General features: G+C 63.1%; 21 protein-coding genes. 13 read left to right on the forward strand and 8 right to left on the reverse strand.

Going from position 1 to position 22,539, the window contains the following annotated elements:
* Window positions 1-8: 8 nt before the first annotated feature.
* The 5 genes from GR138_RS26360 to GR138_RS26380 form a co-directional block, all read right to left on the reverse strand.
* Window positions 9-875 (reverse strand): carbohydrate ABC transporter permease, encoded by an 867-nt coding sequence (locus GR138_RS26360; protein WP_160862351.1) that lies wholly within the window; start codon window positions 873-875, stop codon window positions 9-11.
* 2 nt (window positions 876-877) lie between these two features.
* The gene (locus GR138_RS26365) at window positions 878-1,948 is read right to left on the reverse strand and encodes an ABC transporter ATP-binding protein (protein ID WP_160862244.1); all 1,071 of its coding nucleotides are present in this window, start codon (window positions 1,946-1,948) and stop codon (window positions 878-880) included.
* A gap of 10 nt (window positions 1,949-1,958) precedes the next feature.
* Window positions 1,959-3,041, reverse strand: a complete 1,083-nt coding sequence (locus tag GR138_RS26370; RefSeq protein WP_160862245.1) for an ABC transporter ATP-binding protein — start codon at window positions 3,039-3,041, stop codon at window positions 1,959-1,961.
* A gap of 42 nt (window positions 3,042-3,083) precedes the next feature.
* Window positions 3,084-4,601 (reverse strand): glycerol-3-phosphate dehydrogenase, encoded by a 1,518-nt coding sequence (glpD, locus tag GR138_RS26375; RefSeq protein WP_160862246.1) that lies wholly within the window; start codon window positions 4,599-4,601, stop codon window positions 3,084-3,086.
* A gap of 114 nt (window positions 4,602-4,715) precedes the next feature.
* Window positions 4,716-5,486 (reverse strand): DeoR/GlpR family DNA-binding transcription regulator, encoded by a 771-nt coding sequence (locus tag GR138_RS26380; protein WP_160862247.1) that lies wholly within the window; start codon window positions 5,484-5,486, stop codon window positions 4,716-4,718.
* A gap of 149 nt (window positions 5,487-5,635) precedes the next feature.
* Here GR138_RS26380 and GR138_RS26385 point away from each other — a divergent pair, with 149 nt between their 5' ends.
* The 6 genes from GR138_RS26385 (at window position 5,636) to pncB (ending at window position 11,342) form a co-directional block, all read left to right on the forward strand.
* Window positions 5,636-6,406, forward strand: coding sequence for an SDR family NAD(P)-dependent oxidoreductase (locus GR138_RS26385; protein WP_160862248.1), 771 nt, complete (start codon window positions 5,636-5,638; stop codon window positions 6,404-6,406).
* A gap of 304 nt (window positions 6,407-6,710) precedes the next feature.
* Window positions 6,711-7,478, forward strand: a complete 768-nt coding sequence (gene minC, locus GR138_RS26390; RefSeq protein ID WP_160862249.1) for a septum site-determining protein MinC — start codon at window positions 6,711-6,713, stop codon at window positions 7,476-7,478.
* Window positions 7,479-7,510: 32 nt separating this feature from the next.
* Entirely contained in the window at window positions 7,511-8,326 is an 816-nt protein-coding gene (gene minD, locus GR138_RS26395; protein ID WP_160862250.1) for a septum site-determining protein MinD, read from the forward strand.
* On the forward strand, window positions 8,323-8,586 hold the full coding sequence (minE, locus tag GR138_RS26400; protein ID WP_160862251.1) for a cell division topological specificity factor MinE: 264 nt from the start codon (window positions 8,323-8,325) through the stop codon (window positions 8,584-8,586). Before minD ends, minE begins: the two co-directional genes overlap by 4 nt.
* Window positions 8,587-8,792: 206 nt before the next feature.
* A complete protein-coding gene (locus GR138_RS26405; RefSeq protein ID WP_160862252.1) occupies window positions 8,793-9,959 on the forward strand; it encodes a glycoside hydrolase family 19 protein in 1,167 nt (388 codons plus the stop codon).
* Window positions 9,960-10,037: 78 nt separating this feature from the next.
* Window positions 10,038-11,342: a nicotinate phosphoribosyltransferase gene (pncB, locus tag GR138_RS26410; RefSeq protein ID WP_160862253.1), complete on the forward strand. Its 1,305-nt coding sequence runs from the start codon at window positions 10,038-10,040 to the stop codon at window positions 11,340-11,342.
* 12 nt (window positions 11,343-11,354) lie between these two features.
* Here the strand turns inward: pncB and acuI are convergent, their stop codons facing one another.
* Window positions 11,355-12,350, reverse strand: a complete 996-nt coding sequence (gene acuI / locus GR138_RS26415) for an acrylyl-CoA reductase (NADPH) (protein ID WP_160862254.1) — start codon at window positions 12,348-12,350, stop codon at window positions 11,355-11,357.
* 102 nt (window positions 12,351-12,452) lie between these two features.
* Between acuI and GR138_RS26420 the strand changes: the two genes are divergently transcribed.
* The 7 genes from GR138_RS26420 (at window position 12,453) to GR138_RS26450 (ending at window position 19,829) form a co-directional block, all read left to right on the forward strand.
* Window positions 12,453-13,346 (forward strand): LysR family transcriptional regulator, encoded by an 894-nt coding sequence (locus GR138_RS26420; protein ID WP_069060883.1) that lies wholly within the window; start codon window positions 12,453-12,455, stop codon window positions 13,344-13,346.
* A 184-nt stretch (window positions 13,347-13,530) separates the two neighbouring features.
* Entirely contained in the window at window positions 13,531-14,007 is a 477-nt protein-coding gene (locus tag GR138_RS26425) for a formate dehydrogenase subunit gamma (protein ID WP_160862255.1), read from the forward strand.
* Window positions 14,004-15,560 carry a formate dehydrogenase beta subunit gene (locus GR138_RS26430; RefSeq protein WP_160862256.1) on the forward strand — a complete coding sequence of 519 codons (1,557 nt, stop codon included), beginning with the start codon at window positions 14,004-14,006 and terminating at the stop codon, window positions 15,558-15,560. Before GR138_RS26425 ends, GR138_RS26430 begins: the two co-directional genes overlap by 4 nt.
* The gene (locus tag GR138_RS26435) at window positions 15,557-15,772 is read left to right on the forward strand and encodes a DUF4287 domain-containing protein (RefSeq protein ID WP_160862257.1); all 216 of its coding nucleotides are present in this window, start codon (window positions 15,557-15,559) and stop codon (window positions 15,770-15,772) included. Before GR138_RS26430 ends, GR138_RS26435 begins: the two co-directional genes overlap by 4 nt.
* Window positions 15,773-15,828: 56 nt before the next feature.
* Window positions 15,829-18,708: a formate dehydrogenase subunit alpha gene (fdhF, locus tag GR138_RS26440; RefSeq protein WP_160862258.1), complete on the forward strand. Its 2,880-nt coding sequence runs from the start codon at window positions 15,829-15,831 to the stop codon at window positions 18,706-18,708.
* An 8-nt stretch (window positions 18,709-18,716) separates the two neighbouring features.
* Window positions 18,717-19,550: a formate dehydrogenase accessory sulfurtransferase FdhD gene (gene fdhD / locus GR138_RS26445; RefSeq protein WP_160862259.1), complete on the forward strand. Its 834-nt coding sequence runs from the start codon at window positions 18,717-18,719 to the stop codon at window positions 19,548-19,550.
* A gap of 9 nt (window positions 19,551-19,559) precedes the next feature.
* Window positions 19,560-19,829, forward strand: coding sequence for a formate dehydrogenase subunit delta (locus GR138_RS26450; RefSeq protein ID WP_160862260.1), 270 nt, complete (start codon window positions 19,560-19,562; stop codon window positions 19,827-19,829).
* Between the two features lie 67 nt (window positions 19,830-19,896).
* Here the strand turns inward: GR138_RS26450 and GR138_RS26455 are convergent, their stop codons facing one another.
* A complete protein-coding gene (locus GR138_RS26455) occupies window positions 19,897-21,663 on the reverse strand; it encodes a methyl-accepting chemotaxis protein (RefSeq protein WP_160862261.1) in 1,767 nt (588 codons plus the stop codon).
* A gap of 391 nt (window positions 21,664-22,054) precedes the next feature.
* Entirely contained in the window at window positions 22,055-22,531 is a 477-nt protein-coding gene (locus tag GR138_RS26460; protein ID WP_160862262.1) for a chemotaxis protein CheW, read from the reverse strand.
* Window positions 22,532-22,539: the final 8 nt, after the last annotated feature.

The raw sequence follows: 22,539 nt of genomic DNA on the forward strand, positions 1-22,539 counted from the left end.
TTCCTCCCTCACGCCTGTTCGTCGCTGCTGGTCATGACCGTGTAGAAGATCCACGACAGCAGCAGGATGATCAGGAAGTAGATGATGGACATTGCCGCGGCGGGGCCGAGGTCGAACTGGCCGATCGCCATCTTGACGAGGTCGATCGACAGGAAGGTTGTCGAGTTGCCGGGGCCGCCGCCGGTGATGACGAAGGGCTCGGTATAGATCATGAAACTGTCCATGAAGCGCAACAGGAAGGCGATGAGCAGCACGCGCTTCATCTTCGGCAGCTGGATGTAGCGGAACACGGCCCACCGCGAGGCACCGTCGATCTTCGCAGCCTGGTAATAGGCCTCCGGGATCGAGACGAGGCCGGCGTAGCACAAGAGCACGACAAGGCTCGTCCAGTGCCAGACGTCCATGACGATCAGCGTCATCCAGGCATCGAAGACATTGTTGACGTAGTTGTAGCTGATGCCGAGCGCATCGAGCGTGCGACCGAGCAGACCGATATCGACGCGGCCAAACACCTGCCAGATCGTGCCGACGACGTTCCACGGAATGAGCAGCGGCAGCGCCATCAGGACGAGGCAGAACGGCACGCCGAGGCCCTTCTTCGGCATGTTGAGCGCGATCAGGATGCCAAGCGGGATCTCGATGGCAAGGATGATACCGGAGAACAGCAGGTTGCGGCCGAGCGCCTGCCAGAAGCGATCGGATTCCAGAACGTCGGAGAACCAGCCGACGCCGTTCCAGAAGAACTGGTTGTTGCCGAACGTGTCCTGCACCGAATAGTTCACCACCGTCATCAGCGGGATCACCGCCGAGAAGGCGACGAGCAGCAGGACCGGCAGGACCATAAACCAGGCCTTGTTGTTCCAGGTCTTGTTCATCATCAGCCCTCCCTGCCGACACGCCAGCTATCGGCGTAGATGTTGATGGCGGCCGGATCGAAGGTCACACGCGGATCGGCGGGGATTTCGCCATCCTCCGGTACGACGATGGCGATCGGCTTGCCGGCAAATTCGGCGCGCACGATCTTCTGGCGGCCGATATCTTCGACCTTGCTGATCGAGACCGGCATGCCGTCACGCGAAAGCGAGATGAACTCCGGGCGGATGCCGAGTTCGGTCTTGGCACCGACGGCGACCTGCGGCTTGTAATCAAGGTCGAGCGTCTGCTCGCCAATCCTGATGCTGCTGCCATCGATGGAGGCCGGCAGCACATTCATGCCCGGCGAACCGATGAAATAGCCGACGAATGTGTGCTTCGGCTTCTCGAAGAGCTCGGCCGGCGTGCCGATCTGCACGATCTGGCCGTCATACATGACGACGACCTTGTCGGCGAAGGTGAGCGCCTCGGTCTGGTCGTGCGTGACATAGACCATGGTGAAGCCGAACTGGCGGTGCAGCTTCTTCAACTGCGAGCGCAGCACCCATTTCATATGCGGGTCGATGACGGTCAGCGGCTCGTCGAACAGGATGGCATTGACGTCGTTGCGCACGAGGCCGCGGCCGAGCGAGATCTTCTGCTTCTGGTCGGCGGTAAGCCCGCGCGCGGTCTTCTTCGCCCAGCTCGAAAGATCGATCATCTCCAGGATTTCGCGCACCCGGCGGTCGACTTCCGGTTCCGCAACACCACGGTTGCGCAGGGGAAAGGCCAGATTGTCGTAGACCGTCATCGTGTCGTAGATGACCGGGAACTGGAAGACCTGGGCAATGTTGCGCTGCTGCGTCGACAGGTAGGTGACGTCCTTGCCGTCAAACAGGATGCGCCCTTCGGACGGCTGCAGCAGGCCGGAAATGATGTTGAGCAGCGTAGTCTTGCCGCAGCCCGAGGGCCCGAGCAGTGCATAGGCGCCGCCGTCGTTCCACTCGTGGTGGACTTCCTTGAGCGAATAGTCCGCTTCCGACTTCGGCTTTTCGCCGTAGGCGTGGCGGATGTGGTCGAGGGTGATACGTGCCATGGTCTCCTCCTCAGGCCGCCGCGGCGGCCGGTTCGGCGATCGTCCTGCCATCCGTGCCGAACGCCATCAGGTGGCGCGTGTCGACATGGACAGTGATGATCGCGTCCGGCTCGATGTCGTGGATGCCCGGCGAGAGCATGACCCAACGGCTGCCCTCGAATTCGATGTAGATAAAGCTTTCCGAACCGGCGATTTCCGAGATCGCGGTGCGCACCTGAAGGCTTGCCGAGGTCGGATGCCGGCTCGTCAACGCCAAATGATGCGGATGGAAGGCGATGGTGCAGGGACCGTCCGGCAGGGTCGCAAGATGCGCCGGCACCGGCAGCACCGGTTTGCCGCCGACCTCGAAATGTGCGCCGTTCTTCAACACCTGCATGGTGTTCAGCGGCGGGTCTGCAAAGGTGCGCGCCGTGACGAGATCGCTCGGATGACGATAGACGTCAATGGTGCGGCCGAACTGGGTGATGCGGCCTTGCGACAGCGTCGCCGTATTGCCGCCGAGAAGCAGGGCTTCAGACGGTTCGGTCGTCGCATAGACGAAGATCGCGCCGGACGCGGCAAAGATCTTCGGCAGTTCGAGGCGCAGCTCCTCGCGCAGCTTGTAATCGAGGTTGGCGAGCGGTTCGTCGAGCAGCACGAGGCTGGCATTCTTGACGATGGCGCGGGCAAGCGCCGTGCGCTGCTGCTGGCCGCCGGAAAGATTGAGCGGCGTGCGGTCGAGATAGGGCGTCAGCTTCAGCAGCTCAGCTGCCTTGCGCACTTCGCGATCGATCGTCGCTTTGTCCGCCCCCTTGATGCGCATCGGCGAGGCGATGTTCTCGTAGACGGTCAAAGCCGGATAATTGATGAACTGCTGGTAGACCATGGCGACGCCGCGCTCCTGCACGCGCACGCCGGTGACGTCCTTGCCGTCGAACCAGACGGAGCCGGCGGTCGGCTTGTCGAGGCCGGCCATCAGCCGCATCAGCGATGTCTTGCCCGACAGCGTCGGGCCGAGCAGCACATTGAGCGCGCCGCGCTCGAGCACGAGGTTGGTCGGGTGGATATGCGTTTCCGCCCCCGCCACCTTCGCGATGTTTCTAAGTTCAAGCATTCCTATCTCCGTCGTTCCTCCCAGCCACCGGATCAGGGTGTGCTAGTGGGGGGCCGCCTGTGCGGCCGCCATGTAGTCTTCCAGCGCAGCCGCCTCAGCGGCCGTCAGGTGCAATCCGCGTTTGGTCCGCCGCCACAGCACGTCCTCGGCATGCCGGGCCCATTCTTCCTTCATCAGCCAGCGCACCTCACATTCGTACAGGTCGCTGCCGAAATGCCGCCCAAGATCGTCGATCGTCTTCGCGCCGTCCAGCATGACCGCGGCCCGTGTGCCGTAGAGCCGGACGAGCCGGCGGGCATGGGCCGGCGCCAGAAAGGCAAAGCGCGATGATAGCGCCTTCACCTCGGCGTCGAAGCCATCGACCTTGAAATCACCGCCGGGCAGGCGGGACTGCGCCGTCCAGCGATCGCCCTTCGCGCCGATCGATTCCGAAATCTTCTCCAGCGCCGATTCGGCGAGACGCCGGTAGGTGGTGAGCTTGCCGCCAAAGATGTTGAGCAATGGCGCCTGGCCATCGCCACCCTCGACCTTCAGCACGTAGTCGCGTGTCGCTTCCTGCGCCTTGCTGGCGCCGTCATCGAAAAGCGGGCGCACGCCGGAATAGGTCCAGACGATATCGTCCCGCGTCACCGGCTCGGCGAAATATTCACTCGCCGAGGCGCAAAGATAACCGATTTCCTCGTCGCTGATGCGAACATCCCGGGGATCACCCTGATAGTCCCGGTCCGTCGTGCCGATCAGCGTGAACTCCTCCTGGTACGGGATGGCGAACATGATACGCCCGTCGGGGTTCTGGAAGAAGTAGGCGCGCGGATCGGAGAATTTCTTCTTCACGACGATATGGCTGCCCTGCACAAGGCGGACATTGTGCACGTCGTTGCGACCGAAGGCGGAGGACAGGACCTTGTCGACCCAGGGACCCGCGGCATTCACCAGCATGCGGGCGCGAAACGTCTCGCGTTCGCCGGTCTCGACATGCTCGGTCTCGACATTCCAGTGGCCGTTTTCGCGCCGCGCGGTGACGACCTTGGTGCCGGTACGAATATCAGCGCCCCGGTCGGCGGCATCCCGCGCGTTCAGCACGACAAGGCGCGCATCATCGACCCAGCCGTCGGAATATTCAAAAGCCTTGTGAAACAGCTTCTTCAAGGGGCCGCCGGCCGGATCCTTCGTCAGGTCGACCGTGCGGGTCGCCGGCAGAAGCTTGCGGCCGCCGATATAGTCATAGAGGAACAGGCCGAGGCGGATAAGCCAGGCCGGACGTGGCCCGCCCTTCTGGAAGGGCAGCACGAAACGCATCGGCCAAATGACATTGGGCGCCATGGCCCACAACACTTCGCGCTCCATCAGCGCTTCACGCACCAGGCGGAATTCGTAATGTTCGAGATAGCGCAGGCCGCCATGAATGAGCTTGGTGGAGGCGGATGACGTGCCGGACGCAAAGTCCTTCATCTCGGCAAGCACGACCGAATAGCCACGGCCCGCCGCATCGCGCGCAATGCCGCAGCCATTGATGCCGCCACCGATAACAAAAATATCGCGGATCACGTTGCCGTCCAAGTTCCCCTCCCATTTCGCATTGCACAATTTTGCGCAGTTGCGAAAGCACGAAGAGTTAAAACGAAAACATTTCGAATGTCAAACGAATGTAGGACTAATGCTGTTTTTGTGCTTTCACGGCGCGGAAGACGTCTCGATCAGGCGCACGTCATGCTCCTGGCAAATGCCGCGAATGCCCTCGAACGGACAGGTATCGGTGATGAAAGTATGCACCTGCGACAGGTGGCCGATGCGCACCGGCGCTGTCCTTTCGAATTTGGTCGAATCCGAAACCAGGATGACGTGACGCGCATTCGCAATGATTGCCTGCGCCACCTTCACCTCACGATAGTCGAAGTCGAGAAGCGCGCCGTCCTCATCGATCGCCGACACGCCGATCACTGCGTAGTCCACCTTGAACTGCCGGATGAAATCCACCGCCGCTTCCCCGACGATGCCGCCATCCGCGCCACGCACCACGCCCCCGGCAATCACCACCTCAATCGAGGGGTAGACCCGCAAGCGATTGGCGACATTGATATTGTTGGTGATGACCATCAATTCCTTATGGTCGAGCAAAGCCTCGCCGACGGCCTCCGTCGTCGTGCCGATATTGATGAAAAGCGAGGAATTGTCCGGGATCATGGCGGCGGCGGCGCGGCCGATCGCCTGCTTTTCGGGCGCCGCAATCGAACGACGCGCCTCGTATTTCACATTCTCGTTGCCGCTCGGAAACAACGCGCCGCCATGGATGCGCGTCAATGCCTTGCTGTCGCAAAGATCGTTCAAGTCCTTGCGAATGGTCTGCGGCGTCACGGAGAAGCGCGCCGCAAGGTCCTCGACGAGCACGCGCCCCTCGATCTTCGCGAGATCGAGGATCTCCGCCTGGCGACCTGTCAGAAACATTGGCTCCTCCCATTGCTTTCGTTTGGTTTCATAATATGCAAAAACGAAAGCACATCAATTGATCCGCCCTGCCTTCTTGGAGTGTGCGCCTATTTTTGTGATACTGGCCGCTGGATAACTGGCCGCAGCAAGCCCCGGGAGGACGACACATGTTTCATCCAGCCTTGTTCAAGGGCGCCAATGTCGTCGTCACCGGCGCGGGACGCGGCATCGGCCTGGAGATCGCCCGGCAGTTCCTCGATTGCGGTGCCCATGTGTTGCTGCATGGCGGCCGTGCCGCCGCCGGCGCCCTGCCCGATTTCCTCGACAGCGCGATTGCGGAAGCCCGCGCCCATATCGTCTATTCGGATTTTCTCGTCGAAGGCGGCATCGGCGCGATCCTGCAGCGGGTGGACAGCCTCTTCCCGCATGTCGACGTGCTCATCAACAATGCCGGCACGATGGTCGGCCGCTTCCCGGCGGCGGACCTGACCGACGAGCAGTACGACACCGTCGTGCGCCTCAACCAGACGTCCGTCGTCGAGGTGACGCGCGCCCTGCTGCCGTCGCTGCGCCGGGCGCCGCATGCCGCAATCGTCAACACGGTGTCGATTTCGGCGCTCACCGGCGGCAGCCCCGGTTCGGCGATCTACTCCGCCACCAAGGCCTTCGTTTCCACCTATTCGAAGGGCCTCGCCCGCGAACTGGCACCGGATGGCATCCGCGTCAACTGCGTCTCGCCAGGCACCATCACCACCGATTTCCATGCGCGCTATTCATCTGCGGACAAGCTGGAGGCGACGCGCAAGACAATCCCCCTGCAGCGCCTCGGCACGGCGGAGGACTGCGCGCCCGCCTATCTCTTCCTCGCCTCCGCGGCGCTGTCCGGTTACATCACCGGCCAGGTGCTGGAGGTCAACGGCGGCCAGCTCATCTGCTGAGCGGTTCACTCCGCACCTCCAGGTCGATTCGCGCCCAAAAAGCGCGGCACCGACTGCATCCCCGTCCCGACGTGTTGCGCGCTTGCGTCACACAGCTTTAACCGCGCCTGAAATCGGCGGACGCACACGATTTCCCGATGCAAAATTAACCGATCGCGCCGCGCTGCCTTCTCCCGCAAACTCAGTCCTTTGCCGCATGTTCGCCCTCCATTTTGGGACGGCATGCCTCGCGCCAGCCAGGCCTGCAATTAACCTTTTGTTAACCATTTCTTCGATACACCGAAGCAACCGAAAATTAACCAAGATGACCGACGTGTTAACACAGCCACGGCCCATCCGCCTCAAGGGGCGATCCTTCCTCGCACTGTCCCTGACCCCGGAGCTTCCCTTCGAGGATTGGCTGGCGCGGCTTGACGATCTGGCCCGGCGCTCCGCCGGTTTTTTCCTGCGTCGGCCGGTGATCCTGGACGTCGAGGGACTGGATATCGACCGCCAGCAATTGCGCGATCTGGTAAGCGAACTCAGCGCCCGCAACGTGCGCGTCATGGGCCTTGAGGGTGCACGCTCCGCGCTGCTTGGTGCAGACCTGCCGCCAGCCATGACCGATGGCCGGCCGGCCGCGGATATCGAAGCGCCCGTCAGCGAGCAGGCAGACGCAGGCCGCAACCTGCACGTCGAAGCCGCGGCACCCGCCAGCCCGCAGCCGACGCAAACGCAAGCGCCGGCACCACAGGCTTCGCCGATGCCGTCGATGGTCGTCAACCGGCCGGTGCGCTCGGGGCAGTCCATCATCTTCCCGGAAGGCGACGTCACCATTGTCGGCTCGGTCGCATCGGGCGCGGAAATCGTCGCCGGCGGCTCGATCCATGTCTACGGCCCGCTGCGCGGCCGGGCGATGGCGGGCACGACGGGCAACGCGTCGGCGCGCATCTTCTGCCGCAAGCTTGAAGCGGAACTCATCGCCATCGACGGGTTTTACAAGACCGCCGACGACCTGGAACCGGACCTGCGTGGCAAACCCGTGCAGATCTGGCTCGATGGCGAAACAATCAAGGCAGCGACACTCGGCTGAACCGAAACACATTCACAGAACTGGAGAGGTCCATGGGCAAGGTAATCGTGGTCACATCGGGCAAAGGCGGCGTCGGCAAGACGACGTCGTCTGCCGCACTCGGCGCTGCGCTGGCACAAAATGGCGAGCGGGTCGTGGTCGTCGATTTCGACGTCGGCCTGCGCAATCTCGACCTCGTCATGGGTGCCGAACGCCGCGTCGTCTATGACCTCGTCAACGTCATCCAGGGCGAGGCTAAGCTGACGCAGGCACTGATCCGCGACAAGCGCGTCGAGACGCTCTACCTGTTGCCGGCCTCGCAGACCCGCGACAAGGACAATCTGACGCCGGAAGGCGTCGAGCAGGTCATCACCGCCCTGAAGAACGCGTTCGACTGGGTCATCTGCGACAGCCCGGCCGGCATCGAACGTGGCGCCACGCTTGCCATGCGCCACGCCGACGTCGCGATCGTCGTCACCAATCCGGAAGTCTCTTCCGTACGCGATTCCGACCGCATCATCGGCCTGCTCGATTCCAAGACGCTGAAGGCGGAGAACGGCGAGCGCGTCGAAAAGCACCTGCTGCTGACCCGCTACGACGCCGCCCGCGCCGAGCGCGGCGACATGCTGAAGGTCGATGACGTGCTCGAGATCCTGTCGATCCCACTGCTTGGCATCATCCCGGAAAGCATGGACGTGCTGCGCGCGTCGAATGTCGGCGCGCCCGTCACACTCGCCGACGGCCGCTGCGCCCCGTCGCTCGCCTATTTCGAGGCGACACGCCGTCTCAAGGGAGAAACCCTGCCGGTCACGATCCCTGGTGACAAGCGCAGCTTCCTTGGCAAGATCTTCGGAAGGAAAGCGGCATGAACCTGTTCCGTTTCTTCTCCCGTGGCCAGTCGGCCCCGGCTGCCCGTGAGCGGCTGCAGGTGCTGCTCGCCCACGAGCGCGCCGCCACCGGCGATTCCGACCTCGTCAACAAGCTGCGCGACGAAATCCTCAAGGCCATTTCCAAGCACATGCAGATCGACGACGAAAAGGTCAGCATCAAGATGGAACGCGGGGCCCAGGTCTCGACGCTCGCCGTCGATATCGAAATCCCGTTCAACGGCAACAAGAAGGCGGCCTGAGGGCCGCCTTTCCCATAGATCCGCAGAGGGTGCCGCCTTGTTGCGGCCCACCGCGCGCCACACCCCGGCGCGCAACGATGACCATGCGAATCTGCTCGCGCTTCCTTTCGCGCATGCATTGTCGCCAGAGGCAGCAAAACCACAGTCAAAGGTTGCATTTTTTCACGATTGCTGGTTAACTCTCTCCTAATGTTGGGAGGTGGGTCATGGCAGTTGCAGAGGTTCTCGGCGCAGTCTTCCTGGGCGGCGTCATGGGGTTGATCGGCCAGGGTGCGCGAACAGTCATCGGCCTCAAGAAACTTCACGACGAAAATGCCGCGAAGGGTCCCAACGAGCAGGATAGCTTCATTGCCAGCAGGCTGGTCGTCAGCCTGTTCATCGGCTTCATTGCGGGCGTGGCAGCCGCGCTGCTGCTCGACCTGGGCAAGCTTGCCGCCATCACAGTCAACGACATCGACCTCTTGCTCGGCCTGGCGGCAGCCGGCTATGCCGGCACGGACATCATCGAGGCCTTCGTCGCCCGCCTGCCGACGCCGGCCGGTGGCGGCTCTCCGGGAGGCGGTGAAGGCGTGGCAGCGGGCACTACGCCGACAAAGCCGCCATCGACCGTTGTCGTGAACGTCGCCGGCCAAACGCCCGCTGCCGAAGTGCTTACAACCGATGCGGTCACGGAGGCCGCCTTCAAACTCGACCTGGCCGACATCAAGACCAAGCTCGGTTCGATCACATCGATGATAACCGCTCCGGCGGTGGGAACGGGTGCCGCCGCCGCAGATGACGACAGCACCGATCTCATCAGCCCGACCCTGGTCAAGAGCATTTTCAACCCGGCGACACCGCTCGCCAATATCAAGACGCACCTGCCGTCCGTGCTTGCCGGCCTGCGCGACAAGGGCCTTCTCGACCGGGAGATGGTGCTGATGGCGCTGGCGACCATCCGCGCGGAGACCGAAGGCTTCGTGCCCATCAACGAATTCGTCAGCAAATACAACACCAGCACGGTTCCGTTCGATAAATACGAACCCGGCACGAGCGTCGGCAAGAATTTGGGAAACACCCAGCCCGGCGACGGCGCACGTTTTCGCGGCCGCGGCTTCGTGCAGTTGACGGGCCGCTACAACTACAATCGGATCGGGGCCCAGATCAGCGCCAATCTGATTGTGACGCCGACATTGGCCAATGATTCCACGCTGGCCGGCCTCATCCTGGCGCAGTTCCTGCTCAACAAGCAGGATATCATTCGCGCAGCACTTTCGAGTGGGGACCTGAAGGCCGCGCGCAAGGCGGTCAACGGCGGCACCCATGGGTTCGATCGTTTCGAGGACACCTATACCCGGGGAGACGCGCTGCTTCCGGAAACCGCCATGGCGTGACTCCGGTCGCGCACTTTGACTTGCCGCCAGCGTTTCGATGCGCATATTTCACGTCATCAATGATGAGGACTATGCGGCATGGCTGTCACCGATATCGCGACCCGGACCCATGATCACAATTTTCGGCTCGACCCTATCGTCCGCAGCCTGCTCGATACGGATTTCTACAAACTGCTGATGCTCCAGATGATCCGGCAGTTGCATCCGGACGTGGACGCGACCTTCTCGCTGATCAACCGCACGAAGAGCGTGCGGCTGGCCGACATTATCGACGAGGGGGAACTGCGCGCCCAGCTCGATCACGCGCGCAGCGTGCGTTTCACCAAAAAGGAACTGATCTGGCTGGCGGGCAATAGTTTTTACGGCAAGGCCCGCATGTTCGGCCCGGATTTCATCGCCTGGCTGGCGGCATTCCGCCTGCCGGACTACGAGCTGCGCAAGATCGACGGGCAGTACGAATTGCATTTCGATGGCCCCTGGACCCACACCACGATGTGGGAAATCCCCGCGCTGGCAATCATCAACGAACTGAAGTCGCGCGCCGCGATGCGCGACAGGGGCCGCTTCACGCTCGATGTGCTCTATGCCCGCGCCAAGGCCCGGCTCTGGGAAAAGGTCGAGCGACTGCGCCAGCTGCCGGATCTCGTCATCTCGGATTTCGGCACACGGCGGCGGCATGGTTTTCTTTGGCAACGCTGGTGCGTGGAAGCCCTCAAGGAAGGTTTGGACGATCGTTTCATCGGCACGTCCAACGTCCTGCTTGCCATGGACGCCGATCTGGAAGCGATCGGCACGAATGCGCACGAACTGCCGATGGTCGCCGCAGCACTCGCCGATGGCGATGCAGCGCTGGCCCAGGCGCCCTACCAGGTGTTGGAAGCGTGGCAGCAGCACTATAACGGCAATCTGCTGATCGCCTTGCCCGACGCCTACGGCACGACCGCCTTCCTCGCCAACGCGCCGGACTGGGTTGCGGACTGGACCGGTTTTCGCCCGGACAGCGCACCGCCGATTTCCGGCGGCGAACAGATCATCCGCTGGTGGAAGGAGAAGGGCCGTGATCCACGCGAAAAACTGCTGATCTTTTCCGACGGCATGGACATCGACACGATCGAGGAAACCTACCGGCATTTTCACGGCCGCGTCCGCATGAGTTTCGGCTGGGGCACCAACCTGACCAATGATTTTCGCGGCTGCGACCCGGACGGCGGCAATGGCCTCGACCCGATATCGCTGGTCTGCAAGGTGACGAGCGCCAATGGCCGGCCGGCGGTCAAGCTCTCCGACAATCCCGCCAAAGCGACCGGGGACCCGGCCGAGATCGAACGCTACCGGCGCGTCTTCGGCGTGATGGACCAGGAAACGCGGCCGGTGCAGGTTTAAACTGAAATTGCCCTAAGCGCGAACATCGACGACGACGCGTCCCTTGACCTTGCCGTCGAGAATGGCATTGGCCAGCTCCGGCAAATCCGAGAGCCGATGCTCGACGACCATCGATTCCAGCTTGTCCATCGGCAGGTCGGAGGCAATCCGGTTCCAGGCGTCGACGCGCTGGTCATAGGGCCGCATCACCGAATCGATGCCGAGAAGGCTGACCCCGCGCAGCAGGAACGGAATGACCGTGAAGGACGGCACGGCCGCACCCGCCGCAAGACCGACCGAGGCGACGGCCCCACCATACTTCATCTGCTTCAGCACGCGCCCCAGCATCTCGCCGCCAACCGCGTCGATCGCCCCCGCCCAGCGCTCGGATTCGAGCGGTTTGCTGTTGGCTTCCGACAGTTCGTCGCGGCCGACGATCGTCTCGGCGCCGAGGCTCTTGAGATAGTCCGCCGCTTCCGGTCGGCCAGTGATGGCGGCGACCGAATAACCAAGCCTTGCCAGCAGCGCCACGGCCACCGAGCCGACGCCGCCGGCAGCCCCCGTCACCAGCACCTCGCCTTTCAACGGCGAAAGCCCTGCCTCTTCCAGCGCGATGACCGACAGCATGGAGGTGAGACCGGCCGTGCCGATTGCCATGGCCTGGCGCGTCGAAAGCGTGTCCGGCAGCGGCACCAGCCAGTCGGCCTTGACCTTGGCGCGCGTTGCATAACCACCCCACCAGACCTCACCGACACGCCAGCCCGTCAGCACCACCCGGTCACCGGCACGATAGCGCGGGTCGTCCGAGGCCTCCACGGTGCCGGCGAAATCGACACCCGGTACATGCGGGAAGCTGCGAACGAGCCCGCCCTTGCCGTTGATGCAGAGCCCGTCCTTGTAGTTGAGTGTGGAATATTCCACCGCGACGGTGACATCGCCATCGGGAAGCCGCGAATCGTCGAGGTCCTGGATCGCGGCAGAGACCGCACCATCCGCCCCCTTCTCGACCAGCAATGCTTGAAACGTCATGGCGTCCCCCTCGTGATCCTGTCGCTTACCCAGATATAGGGCGCGGGGCATTGGTGTCGCCACTGTTCTTTTGTATCAAGAGCAGGGAGGTGCGGTTCGCCCATGATAGACAAGCTCGAATATTTCATTGCCCTTGCCCGCGAACGACATTTCGCCCGGGCCGCGGAAGAACTCGGCATTTCGCAGCCGACGCTTTCAGCGGCGATCCGCCAGCTTGAGGAGCAGCTCGGCGTGATGCTGGTCGTGCGTGGTTCCCGCTTCCAGGGCCTGACGCCCGAGGGCCAGCGTGTGCTGGAATGGGCGCGCCGCATCGTCGGCGACACCCGCACCATGCGCGAGGAAATGCGCGCCGCGCGCAAGGGCCTGTCCGGCCATATCCGTCTTGCCGCCATCCCGACGACGCTTGCCATGGTGCCGCACATCACCGCGCCGTTTCAGGAAAAGCACCCCGACGTCACCTTCTCGATCCTCTCCACGACCTCGATCAAGATCCTCGGCCTGCTCGAAAACCTCGAGATCGACGCCGGCCTCACCTATCTGGAAAACGAGCCGCTCGGCCGCGTCACCAGCGTGCCGCTGCTGCATGAGCACTATTGCCTCGTCACCGCCAAGGGCAACGCCTTCGCTGATCGCGAAACCGTGACCTGGCAGGAGGCCGGCAATATTAGGCTTTGCCTATTAACTGCCGACATGCAGAACCGCCGCATCATCAACCGCCACTTCGCCGAAGCGGGCGTTACAGTCGAGCCGTCGCTCGAAGCGAACTCGATGATCGTGCTGTTCTCGCATGTGCGCACCGGACGCTGGTCCAGCATCATGCCGAGAAATGTCGCAAAATCATTTGGATTTCCTGACGAAATAAGTATAGTTTCCCTTGTCGACCCTGAACCGCATCACACTGTCGGTCTCGTCGCCACCCACCGCGAGCCTTTCACCCCGCTCGTCTCCGCCTTGCTGCACGAAGCCCGTGTGCTGGCGGAAAAAGGGATCGATTGATAGGATTTTCCTATCAGCCAACGGCTTTGCTTTATTGACCCGCCGCCTCCGGACTGAGAAGCTGTCCGGATAGTCCGCGTGGATCGACAGGGTTCCGGTCTTCGCCGAGCAGTTTCAATGGCATCGGCGCGCCAGAACCCGTATAATCCTTGCGGTTCATTCGTGTCGGTTGGGAGGCCTGACCATGAATGTGCACGTGACCGGCGATATCGGAGCGAGGACGCTGGCAATTGTCAGCGACCTGAAGGGGCTCGAAGGGCCGCTTCTTCCCATCCTGCATGAAATCCAGGCCGAGTTCGGCTATGTGCCGCAGGAATGTCTGCCGGTCATCGCGGCCGAACTGAACCTGTCCCGCGCCGAAGTGCATGGCGTCGTCACCTTCTATCATGACTATCGCGACCACCCGGCCGGACGCCATGTCCTGAAGCTCTGTCGCGCCGAGGCCTGTCAGTCGATGGGCGGGGACGAAATCGCCGAGCGCGTCAAATCGCTGCTCGGCATCGATTTCCACCAGACGACGCTGGATGGCGCCGTGACGCTCGAACCGATCTACTGTCTCGGGCTCTGTTCGTGCGCACCCGCCGCGATGCTCGACGGCGAGGTGCATGGACGGGTCGATGCAGACCTTGCCAGGGAACTTGTTGCGGAGGCACGCCGATGACCGTTCGCATCTACATTCCCCGCGATGCCGCCGCCCTTGCGCTCGGCGCCGACCGCGTCGCCAAGGCGTTGGCCGGTGAGGCGGATGCCCGCAAGCTCGACATCAAAATCGTGCGCAACGGTTCACGCGGCATGCATTGGCTGGAGCCGCTGGTCGAGGTCGAGACCGCCGAAGGCCGCATCGCCTACGGGCCGGTGAAGCCGTCCGATGTCGCCTCCCTGCTCGATGCCGGCCTCCTTGAAGGCAAAGCCCATGCGCTCTGTCTTGGCGGAACGGAAGACATTCCGTTCCTGAAAAACCAGACCCGCCTCACCTTCGCCCGCTGCGGCGTCATCGATCCGGTTTCGCTGGACGACTACAAGGCTCATGGCGGCCTGAAGGGCCTGGAAAAAGCCATCACCATGGCCCCGGTCGAGGTCGTCAAGGAAGTCACCGATAGCGGCCTGCGCGGTCGCGGCGGTGCCGGCTTCCCGACGGGCATCAAGTGGAAGACCGTGCTCGACGCACCCGGCGACAGAAAATACATCGTCTGCAATGCCGACGAGGGCGACAGCGGCACCTTTGCCGACCGCATGATCATGGAGGGTGATCCCTTCGTGCTGATCGAGGGCATGGCGATCGCCGGCCTCGCAACCGGCGCCACCAAGGGCTACGTCTACACCCGCTCGGAATATCCGCACGCCATCGCTGTGATGAACGAAGCGGTCACCGTCGCGCGCACCGCCGGCGTGCTCGGACCTTCGGTGCTTGGCTCGGGAAGAGCCTTCGACATGGAAATCCGCGTCGGCGCAGGCGCCTATGTCTGCGGCGAGGAAACCGCCCTGCTCAACAGCCTCGAAGGCAAGCGCGGCATCGTGCGTGCCAAGCCGCCGCTCCCGGCGTTGCAGGGCTTCATGGGCCGTCCGACGGTCGTCAACAACGTCATCTCGCTCGCCTCCGTGCCCGTCATCATGGACAAGGGTGCCGCCTATTACCGCGACTTCGGCATGGGCCGCTCGCGCGGCACGATCCCGCTCCAGATCGCCGGCAACGTCAAACATGGCGGCCTCTACGAGACCGCCTTCGGCCTGACGCTCGGCGAGATCGTCGATACGATCGGTGGCGGCACGGCCTCCGGCCGCCCGGTTCGCGCCGTGCAGGTGGGTGGCCCGCTCGGCGCCTATTTCCCGCGCGCGCTGTTCGACACGCCCTTCGACTACGAGGCCTTCGCGGCCAAGGACGGCCTGATCGGCCATGCCGGCATCACCGTCTTCGACGACACCGTCGACATGCTGAAGCAGGCGCGCTTCGCCATGGAGTTCTGCGCCGTCGAGAGTTGCGGCAAGTGCACGCCCTGTCGTATCGGCTCGACGCGCGGCGTCGAGACCGCCGACAAGATCGCGAGAGGCGTCGAGCCGGAGAAGAACCGCGCCCTGCTCGCCGATCTCTGCAACACGATGAAATTCGGCTCGCTCTGCGCGCTGGGCGGCTTCACGCCCTATCCTGTCATGAGCGCCATGACCCATTTCCCGGAAGACTTTTCGCCGGCTCCTCTGGTGGAGGCTGCGGAATGAGCGAGACGGAAAAGGTCAAAGGCCCGGCCTCCTACTTCCCGGCCATCGAGAAGAAATACGGCCAGCCGATCGAGCACTGGAAAGCGATCGTTCGCGCGCAGGACGGCAAGGCGCATATGCAGATCGTGGCGCTTCTCAAGGAAGCACACGGTCTCGGCCATGGCCATGCCAATGCGCTGGTAGCGGCGACACTCGCCGAGAAGACGTCGTAGAAACAACCCAAGTCGCCCGACCCCATGTCGCGGCGCAGAATAGACCGGAGGTTCCCATGTCCCTCGTCCCCGAAATCGACTACGGCACGCCCGCCTCCCGCGCGGAAAAGATGGTGACGCTCACCATCGACGGGAACGAGATCACCGTTCCGGAAGGCACCTCCATCATGCGCGCCTCGATGGAGGCCGGCATCAAGGTTCCAAAACTCTGCGCCACGGACATGGTGGACGCCTTCGGCTCCTGCCGCCTCTGTCTCGTCGAGATCGAAGGCCGCAACGGCACGCCCGCCTCCTGCACGACGCCGGTGGCGCCCGGCCTTGTCGTCCACACCCAGACCGGCCGGTTGAAGGACATCCGCAAGGGCGTGATGGAGCTCTATATCTCCGACCATCCACTCGACTGTCTGACCTGTGCGGCCAATGGCGACTGCGAATTGCAGGACATGGCCGGTGCGGTCGGCCTGCGCGACGTGCGCTATGGCTATGAGGGCGACAACCACGTCAAGGCCCGCAACAGCGGCGAAATCAACGCCAAGTGGATGCCGAAGGACGAATCGAACCCCTATTTCACCTATGATCCGTCGAAATGCATCGTCTGTTCGCGCTGCGTGCGCGCCTGCGAAGAGGTGCAGGGCACATTCGCGCTGACCATCGAAGGACGCGGCTTCGGCAGCCGCGTCTCGCCCGGCATGCACGAGCATTTCGTCGATTCCGAATGCGTCTCCTGCGGCGCCTGTGTGCAGGCCTGTCCGACGGCGACGCTGACCGAAAAATCCGTCATCGACATCGGCCAGCCGGAACATTCCGTGGTCACCACCTGTGCCTATTGCGGCGTCGGCTGCTCCTTCAAAGCGGAAATGCGCGGCGAGGAGCTGGTCCGCATGGTGCCGTGGAAGGACGGCCAGGCCAATCGCGGCCATTCCTGCGTCAAGGGCCGCTTCGCCTATGGCTATTCGACCCACAAGGACCGCATCCTCAACCCGATGATCCGCGAGAAAATCTCGGATCCGTGGCGCGAAGTCACCTGGGACGAGGCCTATGCCCATGTCGCCGCCGAGTTCCGCCGCATCCAATATCAGTATGGCCGCGATTCGATCGGCGGCATCACCTCGTCGCGCTGTACGAACGAAGAAACCTATCTCGTCCAGAAGCTGATCCGCGCCGGCTTCGGCAACAACAATGTCGATACCTGCGCCCGCGTCTGTCATTCGCCGACCGGCTACGGTCTCGGCCAGACCTTCGGCACCTCCGCCGGCACGCAGAATTTCGATTCGGTCGAGCACACGGACGTCGTCATCGTCATCGGTGCCAACCCGACGGACGGACACCCGGTCTTCGCCTCGCGCCTCAAGAAGCGCCTGCGCCAGGGCGCAAAGCTCATCGTCATCGATCCGCGCCGCACCGAACTCGTCTCCTCGCCGCACATCAAGGCGTCCTATCACCTGCCGCTGAAGCCCGGCACCAATGTCGCCGTCGTCACAGCCCTTGCCCATGTCATCGTGACGGAAGGCCTCTATGACGAGCGCTTCATCCGCGAGCGCTGCGACTGGTCGGAATTCGAGGACTGGGCCGCCTTCGTCGCCGAGCCCCGGCACAGCCCCGAGGCGATCGAGCAGTTCACCGGCGTCGATCCGGAGACGCTGCGCGGCGCCGCACGACTGTTCGCCACCGGCGGCAACGGCTCGATCTATTACGGCCTCGGTGTCACCGAACACAGCCAGGGCTCGACGACGGTCATCGCCATCGCCAACCTCGCCATGGCCACCGGCAATATCGGCCGCGAGGGTGTCGGCGTGAACCCGCTGCGCGGCCAGAACAACGTGCAGGGCTCATGCGACATGGGCTCCTTCCCGCACGAGCTGCCGGGTTATCGGCACATCTCCGACGACGCGACCCGCGAGATTTTCGAAAAGCTCTGGGGCGTGAAGCTCAACAACGAGCCGGGCCTGCGCATCCCAAATATGCTGGACGCCGCCGTCGAGGGCACGTTCAAGGGCCTCTATATCCAGGGCGAGGACATCCTCCAGTCCGATCCGGACACCAAGCACGTCTCCGCCGGCCTCGCCGCGATGGAATGTGTCGTCGTGCAGGATCTCTTCCTCAACGAGACGGCGAACTACGCCCATGTCTTCCTGCCGGGCTCGACCTTCCTGGAAAAGGACGGCACCTTCACCAATGCCGAGCGCCGCATCAACCGCGTTCGCCGCGTCATGACGCCGAAGAACGGCTATGCCGACTGGGAAGTCACGCAGAATCTCGCCCAGGCGATGGGCCTCAACTGGAACTACCGCCACCCGTCCGAGATCATGGACGAGATCGCCGCGACCACCCCGAGCTTCGCCCTCGTCTCGTACGACTATCTCGAGAAGATGGGCTCCGTGCAGTGGCCGTGCAACGAGAAGAGCCCGCAAGGCTCGCCGATCATGCACATCAACGGCTTCGTACGCGGCAAGGGTAAGTTCATCCGAACGGAATATGTCGCAACCGACGAAAAGACCGGCCCGCGCTTCCCGCTGCTGCTCACCACCGGCCGCGTGCTCAGCCAGTACAATGTCGGTGCGCAGACACGCCGGACGGAAAACGTCGTCTGGCATGAGGAAGACCGGCTGGAAATCCATCCGCACGACGCCGAAAACCGCGGCATCCGCGATGGCGACTGGGTGCGCCTGGCAAGCCGCGCCGGCGAGACAACCTTGCGTGCGCTGGTGACCGACCGTGTGGCGACCGGCGTGGTCTATACGACCTTCCACCACCCGACGACGCAGGCAAACGTCATCACCACCGATTTCTCCGACTGGGCGACGAACTGTCCGGAGTATAAGGTGACGGCTGTGCAAATCTCGCCGTCGAACGGTCCGTCCGACTGGCAGATCGAGTATGACGAGCTGGCGCGCCGGTCCCGCCGGATCGCCGGCAAGCTGGAGGCGGCTGAGTAGGATCGCGCATGCCGGACTTCTCCACCACGACCAAGGTCGCCGAGATCGCCCGCCGCAACGGGCGGCTTACGGATGGCGAGCGTTTTGTGCCGGAGGAAACCCCGGTCGCCTTCTCCTATCTCGGCTCGACCCATGCCGTGATGATGGCGACGCCCGCCGATCTCGAGGACTTCGCCGTCGGCTTCAGCCTGACGGAAGGCATCATCGATGATCCCGGCGAGATCGAAACCATCGAGGTGGTGGCGGAGGATAGGGGCATCGACGTGCAGATCCGGCTTGCCGACGTGCAGAACGACGCACTGACCGCCCGCCGCCGCCACATGGCCGGGCCTGTCGGCTGCGGCCTGTGCGGCATCGAATCGATCGAGCAGGCGGTACGCGTGACGCCCTCAGTGCGTTCGTCAACGCTTACGCTTAGCGAGGATGAGGTGGCCGAGGCGGTGCGCCTGTTGAATGGCCAGCAACCGCTGCACATGGTGACGCGCGCCGTGCATGGCGCGGGCTTCTACGTGCCGGGCACCGGCCTGATTGCGGTGCGCGAGGATGTCGGCCGCCACAATGCGCTCGACAAGCTCGTCGGGGCCGCACGCCGCGCAGGCCATGCCGGCAGCACGGGTGCCGTCGTCGTGACGAGCCGCGTGTCCGTCGAGATGGTGCAGAAGACGGCCATCATTGGCAGCCCCTTCATCATCGCCATTTCCGCGCCGACGGCGCTCGCCATCCGCACGGCCGAAGAGGCCGGCATGACGTTGATTGCGCTGGTGCGCGGCGAGGAATTCGAAATTTTCACCGGTGCGGAACGCATCGTGTCCGGCGCCGGGCGGCGCATGGGCAACGCTTAGGAGATCAGCATGTCGGAAGGCAACAAGCTCGTCAGGATGGCGAACCAGATCGCCACCTTCTTCCACTCGCAGCCCGCAAACGAGGCTCCGAACGGTGTGGCCACCCATATCAACAAGTTCTGGGAGCCGCGCATGCGCCGGCAGCTTTTCGATATCGTCGACAACCATGGCGGCGAAGGCCTCGACAGTCTGGTGCTGCAGGCCGTGCCGCTGATCCGGCGCCCCCCGCCTGCGGAAGTGCCGCCCGCTCTGGCGGACAGCGCACCGGCTGCGCATTGAGGCTTTGCCGCTGAAAAACCAACGGCCGGCATCGCTGCCGGCCGTTTTTTCATGCCGCGATCCGCGCTTAGAACTCTTCCCAGTTCTCCGCTGCCGGCGCCGTGGAGCCACGCGACGCCCGCATGCTGCGCGCCACGGCATGAAGCTGTGTTACCGGTGCAGGCGCTGCGGGTCGGTGCATCGACTGCGCATTTCCGGCAAGTTTGAACCGGCGGATGAGCGTGTGCAGCGCATCCGCCTCACGCGCCATGGCGTGGCTCGCCGCCGTGCTTTCCTCGACCATCGCCGCATTCTGCTGCGTCGCCTGATCCATCGAGTTGACCGACTGGTTGATCTCGCGAAGGCCGGTGGATTGCTCGCGCGAGGCCTCGACGATCGCGGCCACGTTGGTATGCACCTCATGCACCTGCGTGAGGATCTCCTGCAAGGCCCGTCCCGTCTCGTCGACCAGCGCCACGCCGCTCTTCACCTGCTCGCCGGAGGTGGTGATCAACGCCTTGATGTCCTTCGCCGCACTTGCCGAACGCTGCGCAAGTTCCCGCACCTCCTGCGCCACGACGGCAAAGCCCTTGCCGGCCTCGCCAGCACGCGCCGCTTCCACCCCGGCATTGAGCGCCAGCAGATTGGTCTGGAAGGCGATATCGTCGATCACGCCGATGATGTTGGAGATTTCGCGCGAAGACTGCTCGATCTGCCCCATCGCGCCGATCGCCCTCTTGACCACCTCGCCGGATTTTTCCGCGCCGATCCGGGTCTTCGTGACCAGCGATCCGGCCTCGTCGGCCCGCCGGCTCGAATCGGCAACCGTCGTGGTGATCTCGTCGAGAGCGGCCGCGGTCTCCTCCACGGAGGCGGCCTGCTGCTCGGTGCGTCTGGCAAGGTCGTCCGCCGCCGAGCGGATTTCCTGCGCCCCGGACGCGATGGCATTGGCGTTGGTTTCGACGGTCCGCATGGTCTCGTGCAGGCCGGCGACCGCTTCGTTGAAGTCCCTGCGCACAACCTCCATCGAGGGCACGAAGGGCGTCGCCAGGTTTTGCGTGAGGTCCCCTTCCGAAAGCGCCTTCAGCGCGCCGCCCAGCGCATTGATCGCCGACATGCGCTCCGTGACGTCCGTCGCGAACTTGACCACCTTGTAGACCCGACCGTTGAGGTCACGGATCGGGTTATAGGCGGCCTGGATCCAGATTTCGCGACCGCCCTTGCCGTAGCGCACGAATTCGTTGGAGATGAATTGCCCGGCCGCCAGGTTCTTCCAGAAATCCGCATAGGCCTGCGTCTGCGCATAGGCGGGATCACAGAACATGCGGTGGTGCTTGCCGCGAATTTCCGAGAGATCGTAACCCAGCCCCGCGCAGAAGTTTTCGTTGGCATGGAGAATTTCGCCGGTCGGCGTGAACTCGATCACGGCCTGCGACCGCGAGATCGCGTCGAGCTTGCTGGCATCCTCCGCCGCCCGCATCTTCGCCTCGGTGATGTCGGTGGCGAACTTGACGACCTTGTAGGCCTTGCCGCCACGAAAGACCGGATTGTAAGAGGCCTGGATCCAGATTTCGCCGCCATCCTTGCGCAGGCGCTTGTAGCTGGAGGCGTCATATTCACCGCGCCCGAGGCGTGCCCAGAACTGCCGATAGTCCTCGCTCGCCGCATAGGTCGCTTCGCAGAAGATGCGGTGATGTTTGCCGACGATGTCCTTCAGATCGTAGCCGAGTGCCCGGCAGAAGTTTTCGTTGGCGGTGAGGATGTTGCCGGTAAGATCGAACTGGATCACGGCCTGCGAGCGCGACAGCGCGTCGATAATATGGCCCGCATCCATGGATTTCGCGATTGAAAGCATGACCTGTCCCCTTGTGTGACAGCCACGGACCGCGTGGCGATCATCGGTTGATGCGTTGGGGCACGATCCGTGGTGAGGACCGTGTCTTAACTCTCAGAGATTCAATCCATGCGGGAGGTTTATTGCCGGCCGCCGAAAAGCGTGTCTACAATCCAAGATGGAGTGACAGCCTTAAAAATTGATGAAAATCGGAAGGCGAGTTTTAGATCTATTACATAACAACAGCTTACAGAGAATCAAAAAGAATGACGCTAACGTTACGTCAGGAAGATGGCTTCTTATAGGAAGGCTAATTCACTAAAAAGTTGCATTCACCTCGAGCAACAAAAAACCGCCGTGCACAGGCACGGCGGTTCTTTGCTCAGGCGAAGCGGATGATTGCTTAGAACTATCAGGCCGCCATATCTTCCACGTCGCGTTCCTTGAACATGCGCGAAAGATTGAGGAAGCAGATCATGCCGTTCTCATGGGCGATGATGCCCTCCGCATAGGCCTTGTCGAAGGACGTCGTCACTTCCGGCACGGGCTGCAGCTGCTCGCTGCGGATGGTGAGAATGTCGGAAACCCGGTCGACGACGAGGCCGACGACCATGCTGTGCACTTCAGCCACAACGATGGCGCTGCGCTCGTTGGCTTCCGTGCTCTTCATGCCGAGCTTATGGGCAAGGTCGATGATCGGGATCACGGTGCCGCGCAGGTTCATCACGCCGATGACGTCCGGCGGAGAATGCGGGATCGGCGTGGACGGCGCCCAGCCGCGGATTTCGCGGATCGTCGTCGTCTTCACGCAGAATTCCTGATCGTGCAGACGGAATGCGATGATTTCGAGCGTGTCGCCGGCAAAGCTGGCCGTGTTGATGGAGGTCATCGGGATCT

It is taken from the genome of Shinella kummerowiae (genome assembly GCF_009827055.1).
Lineage (GTDB): Bacteria > Pseudomonadota > Alphaproteobacteria > Rhizobiales > Rhizobiaceae > Shinella > Shinella kummerowiae.

What these genes read in the sequence shown, in the direction of transcription:
- GR138_RS26360 (WP_160862351.1), bottom strand. Translation starts at nt 875, where the DNA reads ATGAACAAGACCTGGAACAACAAGGCCTGGTTTATGGTCCTGCCGGTC.
- GR138_RS26365 (WP_160862244.1), bottom strand. Translation starts at nt 1,948, where the DNA reads ATGGCACGTATCACCCTCGACCACATCCGCCACGCCTACGGCGAAAAG.
- GR138_RS26370 (WP_160862245.1), bottom strand. Translation starts at nt 3,041, where the DNA reads ATGCTTGAACTTAGAAACATCGCGAAGGTGGCGGGGGCGGAAACGCAT.
- GR138_RS26380 (WP_160862247.1), bottom strand. Translation starts at nt 5,486, where the DNA reads ATGTTTCTGACAGGTCGCCAGGCGGAGATCCTCGATCTCGCGAAGATC.
- GR138_RS26385 (WP_160862248.1), top strand. Translation starts at nt 5,636, where the DNA reads ATGTTTCATCCAGCCTTGTTCAAGGGCGCCAATGTCGTCGTCACCGGC.
- minC (WP_160862249.1), top strand. Translation starts at nt 6,711, where the DNA reads ATGACCGACGTGTTAACACAGCCACGGCCCATCCGCCTCAAGGGGCGA.
- minD (WP_160862250.1), top strand. Translation starts at nt 7,511, where the DNA reads ATGGGCAAGGTAATCGTGGTCACATCGGGCAAAGGCGGCGTCGGCAAG.
- minE (WP_160862251.1), top strand. Translation starts at nt 8,323, where the DNA reads ATGAACCTGTTCCGTTTCTTCTCCCGTGGCCAGTCGGCCCCGGCTGCC.
- GR138_RS26405 (WP_160862252.1), top strand. Translation starts at nt 8,793, where the DNA reads ATGGCAGTTGCAGAGGTTCTCGGCGCAGTCTTCCTGGGCGGCGTCATG.
- pncB (WP_160862253.1), top strand. Translation starts at nt 10,038, where the DNA reads ATGGCTGTCACCGATATCGCGACCCGGACCCATGATCACAATTTTCGG.
- acuI (WP_160862254.1), bottom strand. Translation starts at nt 12,350, where the DNA reads ATGACGTTTCAAGCATTGCTGGTCGAGAAGGGGGCGGATGGTGCGGTC.
- GR138_RS26420 (WP_069060883.1), top strand. Translation starts at nt 12,453, where the DNA reads ATGATAGACAAGCTCGAATATTTCATTGCCCTTGCCCGCGAACGACAT.
- GR138_RS26425 (WP_160862255.1), top strand. Translation starts at nt 13,531, where the DNA reads ATGAATGTGCACGTGACCGGCGATATCGGAGCGAGGACGCTGGCAATT.
- GR138_RS26430 (WP_160862256.1), top strand. Translation starts at nt 14,004, where the DNA reads ATGACCGTTCGCATCTACATTCCCCGCGATGCCGCCGCCCTTGCGCTC.
- GR138_RS26435 (WP_160862257.1), top strand. Translation starts at nt 15,557, where the DNA reads ATGAGCGAGACGGAAAAGGTCAAAGGCCCGGCCTCCTACTTCCCGGCC.
- fdhF (WP_160862258.1), top strand. Translation starts at nt 15,829, where the DNA reads ATGTCCCTCGTCCCCGAAATCGACTACGGCACGCCCGCCTCCCGCGCG.
- fdhD (WP_160862259.1), top strand. Translation starts at nt 18,717, where the DNA reads ATGCCGGACTTCTCCACCACGACCAAGGTCGCCGAGATCGCCCGCCGC.
- GR138_RS26450 (WP_160862260.1), top strand. Translation starts at nt 19,560, where the DNA reads ATGTCGGAAGGCAACAAGCTCGTCAGGATGGCGAACCAGATCGCCACC.
- GR138_RS26455 (WP_160862261.1), bottom strand. Translation starts at nt 21,663, where the DNA reads ATGCTTTCAATCGCGAAATCCATGGATGCGGGCCATATTATCGACGCG.
- GR138_RS26460 (WP_160862262.1), bottom strand. Translation starts at nt 22,531, where the DNA reads ATGACCTCCATCAACACGGCCAGCTTTGCCGGCGACACGCTCGAAATC.